The sequence below is a fragment of the Dapis hubbardiae BLCC-M172 genome, assembly GCF_050016015.1.
Lineage (GTDB): Bacteria > Cyanobacteriota > Cyanobacteriia > Cyanobacteriales > Microcoleaceae > Trichodesmium.
The window spans coordinates 15,145-30,968 of record NZ_JBNHEQ010000184.1 but is presented as its reverse complement, the minus strand read 5'-3'; the positions used below and the strand labels follow the sequence as shown (position 1 = coordinate 30,968).

The following is a 15,824-nucleotide window of genomic DNA, read 5'->3' as shown; positions in this document are numbered from 1 at the left end:
GGAGATGGGGAGATGGGGAGATGGGGAGATGGGGAGATGGGGAGATGGGGAGATGTGGTGTGTTGGAGTATTTTTCAACCTTAGACCACCATTACAATGCACCAGCACCAAAAAAAGAATGATACAAAACGGAAAGCTCGAAATGTATACTTACAAAGAGATAATTCAATTGTATAAGCAACCTAATCTATATCATTTTCCCTCTTTTTTTTCTTCAATATTTATTCCCTCTGTCTTCTTCAGAGCCTATACTATTTGTAACAAACATTTATCAAATTGGGACAATAAATTTTCTGCAATTGTATAGATAAATAAGTGATCTAATATAATAGAAAAATTAGTTTGAGTAAATAGTTTTGTTTCTATCGAAGCTTATTAGAGCCAATTAGGGTTATTTTATACTCAAAGATAGACCTCCGCATATATTAGGAGTTACTCAAATAAGCTTAACAAAACAAGAAGTCAAAAACTGTTAATTGTCATAAATTATATAGAAACTGTAGAGCAATAAATTAATTAATTTTTCCATGATTAAATTACCCAATTATCACATAAATCAACAAATTTATACAGGAACAAGAACTACGGTTTATCGTGGATTAAATACCATAAATCAACAACCAGTAGTTATCAAAGTTCTCAATAAAGAATACCCTACCTTTTCTGAATTATTACAATTTCGCCATCAATATACAATTACCAAAAATCTGAATTTATCGGGAATTATCAAACCCATATCCCTAGAAAAATATGGTAATAGTTATGCCCTAATCATGGAAGATATTGGAGCAATATCTCTCAAAACATACCTAAGCAATCAAAAACTGAACCTGCAAAAATTTCTGGAAATTGCTATTTCAATAGTTGAAATATTAGAAGATTTATACCATCATCAAATTATTCATAAAGATATTAAACCTTCTAATATTGTAATTAATCCAGAAACTGGAAATGTCAAATTAATAGACTTTAGTATTTCCACATTATTACCAAGAGAAACTCAAGAAATTATCAACCCCAATGTTCTGGAAGGCACATTAGCATATATGTCTCCAGAACAAACAGGCAGAATGAACCGAGGAATAGACTACCGAAGTGACTTTTATTCTTTAGGAATTACATTCTATGAAATACTCACAAATCAACTACCTTTCTCCTCAACTGACCCCATAGAATTAGTTTACTTTCATATTGCTAAAGAACCCACTCCACCTACCGAGATAAATACAGAAATACCTCTAATAGTAAATAATATTATTCTGAAAATGATAGCCAAAAATGCTGAAGAACGCTATCAGAATGTTTTAGGATTAAAACACGACTTAGAAATTTGTTTAAAATCTTGGCAAAAAACAGAAAAAATTCCTCTATTTGAGTTAGGAAACTGGGATATTTCTGACCGTTTTAGCATTCCCGAAAAACTCTATGGTCGCCAAAGAGAAGTTCAGAATTTATTAGATGCTTTTGAAAGAGTTGCTCAAGGTGGCAGTGAAATAATGTTAGTGGCTGGTTTTTCAGGAATAGGAAAAACAGCAGTAATTAACGAAGTTCATAAACCAATAGTTCGTCAACGAGGCTATTTTATTAAAGGAAAATTTGACCAATTTCAGCGCAATATCCCCTTTAGTGCTTTTGTACAAGCATTTCGCGATTTAATGGGAGAATTACTGAGTGAAACGGAAGCTCAATTACAGGAATGGAAGAGTAAAATTATCTCAGCATTAGGTGAAAATGGGCAAGTTATTATTGAAGTTATTCCTGAACTAGAAGATATTATTTCTCCTCAACCTGCGGTAGAAGAATTATCAGGAAGTGCTGCCGAAAATAGGTTTAATTTACTATTTTTAAAATTTATTAAAGTCTTTGCTACTCAAGAGCATCCGTTAGTAATTTTTTTGGATGATTTACAGTGGGCAGATACAGCTTCTTTAAAGTTGATGCAACTGTTGATGAGTGAAAAAAATAGTCAATATTTATTATTGTTAGGAGCTTATCGGGATAATGAAGTAAATCCCACTCATCCTTTGATATTAACATTAGAAGAAATCGTCAAAAAATCGGCAATTGTTAATACTATTACTTTAAAACCTCTGGAACTAATTTCTGATTTAAACCCCTTAATAGGAGATACGCTTCATTGTTCTCAAGAAATAGCATTTCCTTTGGCAGAGTTAGTATATCAAAAAACTCAAGGAAATCCTTTTTTTATTACTCAATTTATGAAAGCATTGTATCAAGAAGAATTAATTACGTTTAATTATGAAGTAGGTTATTGGGAATGCGATATTGCTCAGGTGAAGTTATTGTCTTTGACTGATGATGTGGTGGAGTTTATGGCAACTCGTCTGCAAAAGTTGTCATCTGCAACTCAAGAGGTAATGAAATTAGCAGCTTGTGTTGGCAATAAATTTGATTTAGAAACTTTAGCTATGATCTCGGAAAAATATGTTGAAGAAACAGCTAATAATTTGTGGGAAGCATTGCAAGAAGGGTTGGTTTTACCAGTGACAGAAGTATATAAGTTTTATAGTTCAGAAGAGTCAAGTACATTGGCAGCTTTTAAGGCAATGGAAACTGATGCTAATTATAAGTTTTTGCACGACCGGGTACAGCAAGCTGCTTATTTGTTAATACCAGAAGAGGAAAAACAAGCAACTCATTTAAAAATAGGACGATTATTATTAGAAAATATTCCAGAAATTGAAAGGCAAGAGAGAATTTTTGATATGGTGAATCAGTTAAATTATGGGGTGGATTTAATTGATAATATTAGGGAGCGGGAACAACTAGCGGAGTTAAATTTAATAGCAGGAAAGAAAGCTAAAGTTTCTACTGCTTATGATGCTACGGTTAATTATCTAAATACAGGTCTAGAATTATTAACAGTTAATAGTTGGGAAACGAATTATGAATTAACATTAGCTCTGTATATAGAAGCAACAGAAGTAAGGTATTTGATAGGTGATTATGAGCAGATGGAAAAGTTAGCTGAAGTTGTACAGGAACAAGCTAATAGTTTATTAGATAAAGTGCCAGTTTATATGACCAAAATTAAATCCGAATTTGCTCAACACCAAATTGTAAAAGGAATCGATCTAGCTATAATTGTAATTAAAGATTTAGGATTAAAATTATCCCCCAGCTCGGAAGAAGCAGACTTGTTTTCTGCTATTGAAGAACTCCAGTTATTTATGAGCGATCGCTCCACTGAAGAACTCAAACAACTTCCAGCAATGACAAATCCTGAAAAATTAGCTTTAATACAAATTCTAGGATTAATTGCACCAGCAGCTTTTGTTGTGGGTTCCCCCTTATGGGCGAGTATAATTTTTGGTATTGTAACTTTGTCCGTAAAATGGGGTAATACTCCTGTTTCCGCTTTGGGTTATAGTTCTTACGGAATCTTACTGTGGAGGAAGGGAGAAATTAAAGCAGCTTATGAATTATCAGAGGTAATATCTGGACTATTCGATCGCTTTGGAGGAGATACTCTCAGAGGAGTAACTGTAGCAAACCACCATTTGCGTCATTGGCAAGAACATTTAGTAAACACTTTACCCTTATTTCTGGAATGTTATTCTCTAGCTCTATCCAGGGGAGATTTTGAATTTGCTGGTTACAACATTTTTTTGCACTCTTTTCATTCCTATTGTGTAGGTTGGGAGTTAACAGAACTTTCTCAAAAGCTGAATAACGCTATTGATGCTGTTGTGAAAACTAAACAAGAAACTCCCCTTGCATGGTTGCAAATAACTCAACAGACTGTTTTGAACTTAAGCGATCGCTCAGAAAATCCCTGTATGTTAGTTGGTGAAGCTTTTGATGAAACAAAAACAGAACCTCAAGATCACGGACTGGTATATTTACATTTGCATAAGCTTTATCTATGTTATCTGTTTGGTGAGTATCAAGAATCTCTAAAATTTTGTCTAGGAGGACAAGAATATCTCCATCTGGTTACTTCTCACTATAGTCCGGTATTTTTCTATTTTTATGGTTCTTTAATTCGCCTTGCTCTCTACAATGAAGTTTCTCAGGAACAACAACAACAGTGGTTAGAAGAAATCACATCTAACCAGGAACAGATGAAAATCTGGGCGCACCATGCTCCTGTGAACTTTTTACATAAATTTCATCTCGTAGAAGCAGAAAAAAATCGGGTGCTTCGTAACTATGTAGAAGCAATAGAACTTTATGAACAAGCGATCGCCGGAGCTACAGAAAACGAATACATTCAAGAAGTTGGTCTTGCTAATGAACTTGCAGCTAAATTTTACCTAGAGTGGAATAAGGAAACTATTGCCCAAGCATATATGATCAAAGCTTACTACGCTTATGCTCAGTGGGGAGCAGTTGCCAAACTCAAACACTTGGAAAATTCCTACGGCGATATCCTCAAACCCTTACAGCAAGAAGAGCGTAATTTTACTCGTAGCTTAACTCAAGAAAGTGTTAGTTATACAAGCAGTGAGACTTCTCTAGTGCTTGACTTCAGGAGTGTGATGAAAGCAACTCAAGCTATTTCAGGAGAAATAAAACTAGAGAATTTACTCTCGGTTTTGATGCGAGTCACTCTGGAAAATGCTGCAGCTCAAAAAGGTTATCTTATCCTTTCTCAAGGAGAAAATTTAGTAATAGAAGCAAAAGCTATTCGTAATAGCAACCTTGATGAAGAATTACAACTAACAGCAAAACAGTCTCTTCCTATTAACTCGACCTCGGAGCTTCCTAATTCCCTAATTTATTATGTAGCGCGTACTCAACAAACTGTTGTATTTGATAGTGCCAAGAATGAAGCTAAGTTTGCTGCCGATCCTTACATTCAAAACTATCAACCCAAGAGTATTTTATGTATTCCTATTATTAATCGCCGTCAATTTATTGGGATATTATATTTAGAAAATAATCTCACAGTCGGAGCCTTTAATAGTCATCGACTAGAAGTATTAAAAGTTCTGACTACTCAAGCAGCTTTCTCCCTCGAAAATGCCCGGCTTTATGAAAACTTATCTACTGCTAAAAATCAACTAGAAGAATATAGTCATACCTTAGAGGATAAAGTTAAAAAACGCACAGAGGAATTAAACGAAAAAAATCTACGTTTATCTCAAACTATCAAGGAACTAAAAAACACTCAAGCTCAATTAATTCAAACAGAAAAAATGTCTAGTTTAGGGCAAATGGTAGCAGGAATTGCTCACGAAATTAATAATCCTACAAGTTTCATCTATGGCAATATTAACTATGCCACCCAATATAGCGAAGATTTACTTAATTTAATCAATCTTTATCAACAGGAATATCCTAATCCTACAGCAAAAATAGAAGAAATGATGGAAGAAATTGAGTTAGATTTTTTAACTGAAGATTTTGAAAAATTACTAAATTCTATCAAAGTAGGAGCTGAAAGAATTCAACAAATTGTGCTATCTCTACGCAATTTTTCCAGATTAGATGAATCAGATATGAAACCTGTAAATATCCATGATGGAATTGATAGCACTTTACTTATTTTACAAAATAAACTCAACCGTGTGAGAGGAAAGTCAGAAACTAAAGTAGTTAAAAAATATGGAGAACTACCAGTGGTTAACTGTTACCCTTCACAACTAAACCAAGTATTTATGAATATTCTGAGTAATAGTATTGATGCTTTAGAAGATATGAAAAAAAATCCTGGTGAATCAAACCAGGAACCTACTATTACTATTACTACGGAAAGAACCACATCTCAGACTATAAAAATCAAAATTGCTAACAATGGCACAAGTATTAGTCGAGAAAATCAAAAGAAGATATTTGACCCATTTTTTACTACTAAACCAGTGGGTTCTGGTACGGGTTTAGGCTTGTCAATTAGCTATTCAATTATTGTTGAAAAACACAAGGGTAAACTGAGTTGTAATTCTTCACCAGGGGAAGGGGTAGAATTTGTGATTGAGATTCCATTGTGAGGGAGAGTGGGGGAGTAAGGGAGTAGGGGAGTAAGGGAGTAAGGGAGTAAGGGAGTAGGGGAGTAAGGGAGTAAGGGAGTAAGGGAGAATTTTTTTGCCCTTGTCACCCCTGAGTTTTAACTTTCTAAGTTTAGGTTAAAAGGCGTTGCTGTCGTGCGGAATATAGGCTAAAACTATAATTCCAATGGACAAATAAAATATATACATAATTTCTCCCAAACTCCCCACACTCTCCACACTCACTTCATCCCGCACTCTATGCAACGCCCAGGTTTAAAACCTCTAAAATCTTACTTTTAACTTTCTAATGAGTCTCTCCCCTAAAACCTGAACATTGGGTTCAAGCATCATAGTAATATGATCCCCAGGAACAGTCTCAACTTCCACAGAACGTTGAGAAAGTTGCTCCCAACCCAAATATGAGTTCTTTTGCAGTTGGTTGCGAATAGCATCAGTCAGACCAAGAGGAGTATTCCAAACACGAACATCACTACTACGGAAAAGAGCAATAGGAGTCGGATAAAGTTTCTCTGGGTGATAATTACCCATAGCATAAATACTAGCTTTTAAAACTTTGACAAAACCATGTACTTGTCTTTTTGCTGCCTCAGAAGGACGCACATGAAGCTTTTTCACTAATCTTTCCGTCACATAATTTAATTGCTCATCAGGAGAGAAAACCTTCAGATCGTCGTAGGATATCTCTAAATTTTCCTTTAAAAAGTATTCAAATAACTTTACAACCTGACTCATGTATTTAGTATCATCCCAACCCGCAATAATGAAACTACTAAATATAGGAGCTGGAATATCAAAAACAGCAAGTAAACCAATTTCATCTCCCTGTTTTTGTAACTGTTGGGATATTTCAAAAGCTACTTGCCCACCGAAAGAATGACCCCCCAAAAAATAAGGACCTTTGGGTTGAATATTTTTTAATGCGTCGATATAGTCAGCAGCGATCGCCTGTACATTTGTGTGAGGTTCTGCTTTATCGTCCATTCCTCGTGCTTGTAGTCCGTAAAATGGTTGGTCTTGACCGAGATGAAAAGCTAGAGAGTGCAGATAAAATGCAGTTCCTACACCCCCAGGAATACAGAAAAAAGGAGGTTTAGAACCCTTCGGTTGAATGGCTATTACTGGGGAAGCAAAACCAGAATCTAAATTTTCATCTGCAACTAACCCAATATCATAATTTGTAGCAGGTTCTGGGGAAAGGACTTCTGTTGCCAAATAATTAGCTAGAGCTGCAACTGTGGGATACTCAAAAATTAGTGTTGCCTTAAAAGAAGTTCCCAAACTATCTTGGAGAATATCGCTTAACTCAACAGTCGTCAAAGAATCTAATCCCATGCTAGTTAAAGGTTGTTCCCAGTCTAATTGAGATGGGTTTACTTGGAGAATATTTGAGATTAAAATCTGAAGATGGGATATTAGTAATTCCTCACGTTTTTCGGGTGGGGTAGACAAAAGTGTTTTTCTATCCAAGAAAGTTTGCTTTTCCTTTTCTAGTAAATCAAAATCTTGGAAAATGCTACTACCGACAACATCAAGACTTCCTTCTAGAAAACCTGCTTTGCTAGCATGACGCTGAATTTTATTACTAGAAGTTTTCGGGATAGTTCCTGTTTTCAGTAATGATACCCCATAAACTTGTAACTGATGCTGTTGGGATACAGCTTGACGGATAGCATTAACAACCTCATCTACATCCAATTGCTCTAAGTAACTTTCCTGAACCTCCTGAACAATAACCAGTCTTTCCTCACTTTCCACTTCTACAGAAAACGCTGCACCACAACTAGGTCGTAAAGCTTGATGACTCCTATCTACTGTTAACTCAATATCCTGGGGATAATGGTTGCTACCTCGGATAATAATTAAATCTTTGAGACGACCAGTGACAAACAATTCATGATCAAGCAAAAATCCTAAGTCACCAGTTCTGAGAAACGGACCTTCCTGTGTATCTTTTAAATAACCTTGAAAAGTTTCTGCGGTTGCTTCTGGTTTATTCCAATAACCTTGAGCAACACTGGGACTAGAAACCCAAATTTCTCCTACTTGGTTGCTCGAACATTCGGTTAAAGTTTCCGGGTTAACAATGATGATTTTTTCATCTGAACCAGCACGACCGCAACTAACAATTTTTTGCGTACTTTCGCTCTCATCAGTTGCTACTCTAATCTGATTTTTAGTAAATTCAGCTTTGTCAATATTCAGGATAACTGGGGTTTCTGCTTTTATTCCTAAAGTCATACTAACGACGCTTTCTGCCATCCCATAACCTACGGTAAAAGCTTCCCGACGAAAGCCATAGGGTCCAAAAGTGGAGGCAAACCGCTCAATAGTTTCTGCTCGAACAGGTTCAGCACCGCTAGCAGCTAACTCCCAACTACTGAGGTCAAGTGTTTCCCGTTCTTCAGGGGTTGTTTGGAAACAAACTAAGTCATAAGCAAAGTTAGGAGCTAAACTTTGAGTGGCTTTGTAACGAGAAATAGCCATTAACCAACGCAATGGTTTTTGCAGAAAATCCAATGGTGACATAATTTTAACAGGGAAATTAACGTAGAGAGGTTGTAGAACTCCGACCAACAACCCTGTATTGTGACCAAAGGGCAACCAAGTCACTGTATGACTTTTAGGTGTAGTCCCAGACTGCTCATAACCCATAGCTAAATTGTGCAGAATATTCTTGTGACTTATCATTACCCCTTTGGGTTTTCCAGTCGAACCAGAAGTGTATTGCAGAAAAGCGAGGGTATCACTGTTGATATTAGGTTCTTGCCATTGCGACTCCAGGTTTTGAGCAATAATGTTGTTGGCATCTAGCAACTGCATTTTTGCTAATATAGAATTTTCACCAAAGCGACCTTTTAAGTAAGCTAACAGAGGTGTAGTGGTAAGGGCAAACTTTACTTGAGCATCTGTTGCAATTGATTCTAATCTTGAGAGAGACTGGTTAGGCCGAGGTGGATAGGCAGGTATAGCGATCGCTCCCGCATACAAACAGCCAAAAAATCCGGCCATAAATTCTAGTCCAGGGGGGTACAATAGTAAGACTCTTTCACCTTTAGCATCTAGGGACTGGAGATTGGCTGCTATGGCCTTGGCCTGTTGTTCTAATATTTCATAGGTCAGACTATTGCTTTCTGTTTCACCATCTTGGAGAAAAGTATAGGTTTGTTGCTGTGGTTGATTTATCGTTCTATGGTGTAGGAGGTCTATTAAAGTGTTAAATTGCATAATTAAAAAGCTAAAAATCCTTATTTTGTAATTTCAGGGTGAATACCTCTGTCATGTTTTTCAATGTCGTAAATAGTTTAACATGAATATGTATTTGTTTAAAGTCTAAAGTAATATTTTTTTTTAGAGATATATAGTTAGTAAAAATTGCTAATTCAATTTTGAAGGGCGATCGCGAACCTAAAGGAACAACTTATGCTAGATTAGGATTTAGGATTATTAATTATTAGACATTAGGAGGTTGATTATGACTATAAAAAAAATGACTTTTTCTAATAATTTAGAGTGTTACTATATTAGTAGTCAGGAGGAAACTGAATTTATTTTTTCAGAAATATTTACTGAACAGCAATATCTTCAACATGGCATTGTTATCAATGAAGGAGACTGTATTTTTGATGTAGGTGCAAATATTGGACTGTTTCCTATATTTTTAAACCAATTGTTTCATTCTCTGAAAATTTATTGTTTTGAACCTATTCAACCAATTTTTGAAGTATTATCAGAGAACATTCACTTACATTCAATGAAAAATGTAATTTTATTTAATTATGGCATAAGTTCTGAAAATCAGGATGAAGTTATCTTTACTTTTTACCCCAATCTGGCAGGTAATTCAACAGCAAAACCTCTCGAAAAATTAGAACAACGAGATGGGATGGAATCTTTATTTAGTCAAGAGCAGGTAGATTATTTTTATCAAAATCAAGAAGTTCGGGGTGAACTGAGAACTTTATCTTCAGTTATTAATGAATTAGAAATTAAGACCATAGACTTATTGAAAATAGATGTAGAAGGCTTGGAATATGAAGTTTTACAAGGGATAGAAGAAAACGATTGGATGAAAATTAAGCAAATTGTCGCTGAAGTTCATAATACAGAAGGAAGACTAGAGAAAGTAGAGAAAATGCTAATTGCCAATGGATTCGAGATAACAATTGAAAAGAATAATCTTTTGTCTGATAGGTTCAACAACTTGAATTTATACGCTATTCGCCGATAAACTTAAGGTAAGTTTTTACCTGATTAATTATTCTTAAATAGAGCTTGCTAAATCAATAAAGAATTTAGCAAATCCTATTTAAAAGTTTTTGTTTGTAGTAGGGCTTGAGCAACATCTATAGTTATTGCTCAAGCCCTACTACGAGCTTTAATTATAACTATTCAACCGGACATGATATCAGAGCTTTAATTATAATAACTATGTAACTAAACATGATATTAATTCTTGTAGTAAAGGCAGGATTATGTTTAGATTTCCTCTCAAATATATAGGACAGATAGCACCAAAATGAGTCATAAGAAATTTTTTCTTACTTAATATTTTCTGCTAAGACTGGTTTTCCTGTTAATACTGCCCGTTCAATAATATCAGCAGCACGAGTTACTCCACCCGATCGCTTAATTGCTTCCTGTAGTCTCAAAGCATTTTCTTTATATGACGGTTGTGTTAGTACCTGAGAAATTGCTTTTCTTAATCGAGGTACAGTCAAACGCTTCAGTGGTATAGCTTCCCCAGCTCCAGTCCAAGCTATTCGTGCTGCTACTCCCGGTTGGTCGAGGGCAATAGGAATAGCAACCATTGATACTGCATTGTTTAAACATTCTAGAGTAGTGTTGAGACCTGCATGAGTAATAGTCAGAGTAACTTTTTGCAGCAGTTCTAACTGGGGTGCATATTTGACAACTAAAGGATTTCCGGGTAAGTTCAGTAGAGATTCTGGAGTTGCCGAACCCCCCTGAGAAATAACTAACTGAGCATCCAACCCTTCACAAGCTGCTGCAATTTTATAAAAAACATCAACTAAACGATTTTGTAAGGTTCCCAGAGAAGCATAAATCAAAGGTTTCCCAGTCAACTTATCCCAAGGGAAGGGAACAGTTTCTCTAGTACCTGAATAATGATAAGTTCCTGTGAAATGAAACCACTCCGGCAAATTTTCCCTGGGAAATTCTAACTCAGCAGGTTGTTGACTAATTTGAGCTAATTGGGAATATACATCATTAGGATGAGAATACAAAGGTAAATTCCATTGGTGACGGTACTCAGCTATCAAATCTCTAACAGGTTGTCTGAGGCGTCCAGACCAAGTGTAAGCACATTGGTTACGAAGTTTTCCCCACCAAGCAGGGTTATATTCCCAACTGGTAAAGTGAGGTGGAACCGCAGGATCTTGATGAAATACTACTGCACTACAGATGGTCACAAAAGGAATTTCCAAAATATCGGCGATCGTTCCTCCGGCAATTGAAATTGAGTCAACTAGCAAAGCATCTATACCAGCATTTTTGATAAGTTGTGGAGCATCCCTAAGTAAAACATTCGCCCCATTTTTTTTGAGCTTAATACCATAACGCAAAGCGGCTATTCCACTGAGTTGACTCAAACGATGCAAAGATTTTTTCATCGCCTCTGGAGAAAGCTCTTCTTTCCCATAGCCAAGAAATTCCAATCCTGCTGCCAGTACCTTGTCTTCATAACCAACTATTCCAATAAAGGTGACGCGATGACCGCGCCTTTTTAATTCTTGTGCCAAAGGTAGCATTGTGTTTAGATGTCCTGTAAATTGTGTAGGACAGATAGCACCAAAATGAGCCATAATAAGTTTTTTCTTAGTTATATAGTTCCTGTTAAGACTGGTTTCCCTGTAGATACGGCCCGTTCAATAATATCAGCAGCACGAGTTACTCCACCCGCTCGCTTAATTGCTTCCTGTAGTCTCAAAGCATTTTGTTTATATGATGGTTTTGTCAGCACTTGGGAAATTGCTTTTCTTAATCGAGGTACAGTCAAACGCTTCAATGGTATAGTCTCCCCTGCTCCACTCCAAGCTATTCGTGCTGCTATTCCTGGTTGCTCGAAAGCAATAGGAATAGCAACCATTGGTACTGCATTGTTTAAACATTCTAGAGTTGTGTTCATACCTGCATGAGTAATAGTCAGAGTAACTTTTTGCAGTAGTTCTAACTGGGGTGCATATTCAACAACTAGGGGATTTCCCGGTAAGTTGGGTAGAGATTCTGGAGTAGCTGAACCCCCCAGAGAAATAACTAACTGAGCATCCAACCCTTCACAAGCTGTAGCAATTTTATCAAAGACATCAACCTGGGAATTGACTAAAGTTCCCAGAGAAGCATAAATCAAAGGTTTCCCAGTCAACTTATCCCAAGGGAAGGGAACAGGTTTTCTAGTACCTGAATAATGAAATGGTCCCGTAAAATGAAACCACTCCGGCAAATTTTCCCTGGGAAATTCTAACTCAGGGGGTTGATGAGTAATTTGAGCCAATTGAGAATAAGCATCATTGGGATGAGAGTATAATGGCAAATTCCATTGGCGACGATACTCAACCACCACATCTATCATCGGTTTTGTCACCCGTCCATAAAAAGCATAACCAACTTGGTTGCGCAATTTCCCCCACCAGGTGGGGTTATATTTCCAGTTGGTGTATTTAGGGGGCACACTATGACTTGGATGAGATATCAATGAACTACAAATAGTGATCAAGGGAATGTCCAGAAGGTCGGCGATCGTTCCCCCTCCTACTGAAACTTGGTCAACGAGCAAAGCATCTACACCAGCATTTTTGATTGATTCTAGACCATCCCGAAGCAAAGCATTTGCCTCTTTTTTCAATAGGTTAACCACATAGCTATAGGCGGCTAATCCACTGAGTTTACTCAGATAATTTAAAGCTTCTGTCATTGCCCCTTGAGGAAACTCTTCTTTACCAAAAGTAAGAAATTCTAATCCTGCTACTGTCTTAGCTTCAGCATCAATTATTCCAATCAGAGTGACGCGATGACCACGCCTTTTTAATTCTTGTGCCAAAGGTAGCATTGTGTTTAGATGTCCTGTAAAATATGCAGGACAGATAGCACCAAAATGAGCCATAATTAGTTTTTTCCTAGTTATATAGTTCCTGTTAAGACTGGTTTCCCTGTAGATACGGCCCGTTCAATAATATCAGCAGCACGAGTTACTCCACCCGCTCGCTTAATTGCTTCCTGTAGTCTCAAAGCATTTTGTTTATATGATGGTTTTGTCAGCACTTGGGAAATTGCTTTTCTTAATCGAGGTACAGTCAAACGCTTCAATGGTATAGTCTCCCCTGCTCCACTCCAAGCTATTCGTGCTGCTATTCCTGGTTGCTCGAAAGCAATAGGAATAGCAACCATTGGTACTGCATTGTTTAAACATTCTAGAGTTGTGTTTATACCTGCATGAGTAATAGTTAGAGTAACTTTTTGCAGTAGTTCTAACTGGGGTGCATATTTGACAACTAGGGGATTTCCAGGTAAGTTGGGTAAAGATTCTGGAGTGGCCGAACCTCCCAGAGAAATAACTAACTGCGCATCTAATCCCTCACAAGCTGCTGCAATTTTCTCAAAGACATCAACAAAACGATTGACTAAGCTTCCCAGAGAAGCATAAATTAAAGGTTTCCCAGTCAACTTATCCCAAGGGAAGGGAACAGGTTCTCTAGTACCTGAATAATGATAAGGTCCAGTAAAATGAAAGAACTCAGGCAAATTTTCTCTGGGAAATTCCAACTCAGCAGGTTGTTGACTAATTTCAGCCAGTTGATAATTAGGATTATCAGGCTGTGGTTGCAAGGGTAAATTCCATTGAGTACGATATTTAATCACCACATCTATCAAAGGTTGAGTCCAGCGTCTAGATCTACGGTACTCAAATTTATTACGTAGTTTTGCGCACCAGATAGGGTTATATTTCCAGTTAGTGAAAATAGGAGGAATATTATTCTCTTGATGAGATACCACTATATTATGAATAGTGATAAAAGGAATTTCGAGAAGCTCGGCGATCGCTACCCCTCCTGTTGAAACTGAGTCAATCAGTAAAGCATCAATGCCAGCATCTTTGATCAGTTGTGGAGTATCCTGAAGCAAAGCGTTTGCCTCTTTTTTTAAAATTGTAACTATAATATAGCGGAAAGCAGGTATCCCGCTGAGTTTACTCAGATGATGCAAATACTCTGTCATTGCCCCTTCAGGAAATTCTTCTTTGCCATAGCCAAGATATTCTAATCCTGCTTCTAGTACCTTGGCTTCATAACCAACTATTCCAATAAAGGTGACGCGATGACCCCGCCTTTTTAATTCTTGGGCTAAAGGCAGCATTGGGTTTAGATGTCCTGTAAATTGTGTAGGACAGATAGCACCAAAATGAGTCATAATAAGTTTTTTCCTAGTTTTTTAATTTTCCTGTACAATCATACTCTCAAGCATTACGAAAATCAATAATTGTCTGCCGATACACTTCTGGCATCCCTGTGTCAAAACATTGCCCTTTAACCAAATACCCAGTCATTCCTTCTGTCTTTTGCAATTTATCCAAACAAGATGTCAGTTGAAATTCTCCTTTTTCCCTAGTATTTTGTTTAATGTTTTCTTCTAGATAATCAAATATTTTTGCTGTTAAGACATACATCCCAAAAACTCCTAAAAATTCATCTTCTTTCATCCCTGGTACATGAAGTTTTTCTCTAGCATAATTTAGGTCTGGTTTTTCATAAATTGTATCTATATTAATTAGACCGTCTGCAACTAAATTTCCACTAATACAACCATAATGATGTATTTCTATTCCAGGGATAATTCTCACGCCAATTACACTTTTATTCGTCTGTTGGTAGACTTGTAAAATTTGATTTGTACAAGATTGTTTTACCTCAGAAGCATAAATATGGTCTCCCAGTAATAGCAAAAAAGGTTCATCTCCCACCCACTCTTTAGCACAAAAAACGGCATGACCATAACCAGCTTGTTCAGATTGAGTTAAGAGAGTAATTTTATTACCTAAATTTTGTAAATATTCACAATATTCTTGTTTTTCCGGAGACAGCTTTTGATAATAACTGGGGAGAGCTTGGAAAAAATCTGTAAATACTGGGATATCGCTTTTTTGTACAACTATTCCAACTTCCTCTATTCCACCATTTATTGCTTCTTCAGCAATTATTTGAATTATTGGTTTAGCTCTGCCGTCTTTGTCTATTATGGGAAATAGTTCTTTTTTCACAACTTTACTGGCTGGAAACATCCGTGTACCAAAACCTGCTGCTGGAATTAGTGCTTTTTTAACTTTTGCAATTGATCCTGTCATATCTTTTAGATTTTTGGGTTAACTAATAAAAAAATAAGTGTTTTGCTAGTTTTTACCGTTGTATCAATTTAATTTTTAATCAGCAGGAAGCGATAAAAATTTTAACTTCCATCATAATATAGATACTATAAATATTTTTGAAATTGGATAATATCATCAATCGTTTACTAAGTCAATATTTTTCTTTTGATTTGTATATCGGAATCTGCTTTTGAAGATTGATTAGATTATAAATATTTATTGTTGGAGTGGGAACAAATACTTTTATATTGCGTCAATCTGTGATTTTACTTGATAAATTTAGAACGGAAAAATTATTACATCAGACTAACTTAAGGATTTTAAGAGCTTTAAGGGTTTTAACTCATAAGGATTCAGGGTAATTGTAATAGAAAAGTATTAACTCTAATAAATAAAGTTGTCATTTTTAACTGCAATGGGTAAGATGATATAGGGAAATAAATTTAAGGGTGCATTGGAACAGAGAAAAA

At 36.2% G+C, this 15,824-nt stretch carries 7 protein-coding genes; 2 read left to right on the top strand and 5 right to left on the bottom strand.

The window, feature by feature from the left end:
• Nucleotides 1-527 precede the first annotated feature (527 nt).
• Complete coding sequence (locus tag ACP6PK_RS16775) at nucleotides 528-5,954, top strand: trifunctional serine/threonine-protein kinase/ATP-binding protein/sensor histidine kinase (RefSeq protein ID WP_426561023.1); 5,427 nt, start codon at nucleotides 528-530, stop codon at nucleotides 5,952-5,954.
• Nucleotides 5,955-6,236: 282 nt separating this feature from the next.
• On the opposite strand, the gene ACP6PK_RS16770 is transcribed toward ACP6PK_RS16775, so the two are convergent.
• On the bottom strand, nucleotides 6,237-9,200 hold the full coding sequence (locus ACP6PK_RS16770) for an alpha/beta fold hydrolase (protein ID WP_426561021.1): 2,964 nt from the start codon (nucleotides 9,198-9,200) through the stop codon (nucleotides 6,237-6,239).
• A 247-nt stretch (nucleotides 9,201-9,447) separates the two neighbouring features.
• Here ACP6PK_RS16770 and ACP6PK_RS16765 point away from each other — a divergent pair, with 247 nt between their 5' ends.
• The gene (locus tag ACP6PK_RS16765; RefSeq protein WP_426561019.1) at nucleotides 9,448-10,203 is read left to right on the top strand and encodes an FkbM family methyltransferase; all 756 of its coding nucleotides are present in this window, start codon (nucleotides 9,448-9,450) and stop codon (nucleotides 10,201-10,203) included.
• Between the two features lie 310 nt (nucleotides 10,204-10,513).
• Here ACP6PK_RS16765 and ACP6PK_RS16760 read toward each other — a convergent pair whose 3' ends face one another.
• From ACP6PK_RS16760 to ACP6PK_RS16745, 4 genes are read right to left on the bottom strand one after another with little or no spacing between them, the layout of a single operon-like run.
• Nucleotides 10,514-11,800, bottom strand: coding sequence for a glycosyltransferase (locus ACP6PK_RS16760; RefSeq protein WP_426561017.1), 1,287 nt, complete (start codon nucleotides 11,798-11,800; stop codon nucleotides 10,514-10,516).
• 17 nt (nucleotides 11,801-11,817) lie between these two features.
• The gene (locus ACP6PK_RS16755) at nucleotides 11,818-13,098 is read right to left on the bottom strand and encodes a glycosyltransferase (RefSeq protein ID WP_426561015.1); all 1,281 of its coding nucleotides are present in this window, start codon (nucleotides 13,096-13,098) and stop codon (nucleotides 11,818-11,820) included.
• A 17-nt stretch (nucleotides 13,099-13,115) separates the two neighbouring features.
• Nucleotides 13,116-14,402 (bottom strand): glycosyltransferase, encoded by a 1,287-nt coding sequence (locus ACP6PK_RS16750; protein WP_426561013.1) that lies wholly within the window; start codon nucleotides 14,400-14,402, stop codon nucleotides 13,116-13,118.
• Nucleotides 14,403-14,448: 46 nt separating this feature from the next.
• A complete protein-coding gene (locus tag ACP6PK_RS16745) occupies nucleotides 14,449-15,333 on the bottom strand; it encodes a sugar phosphate nucleotidyltransferase (RefSeq protein ID WP_426561011.1) in 885 nt (294 codons plus the stop codon).
• Nucleotides 15,334-15,824 lie beyond the last annotated feature (491 nt).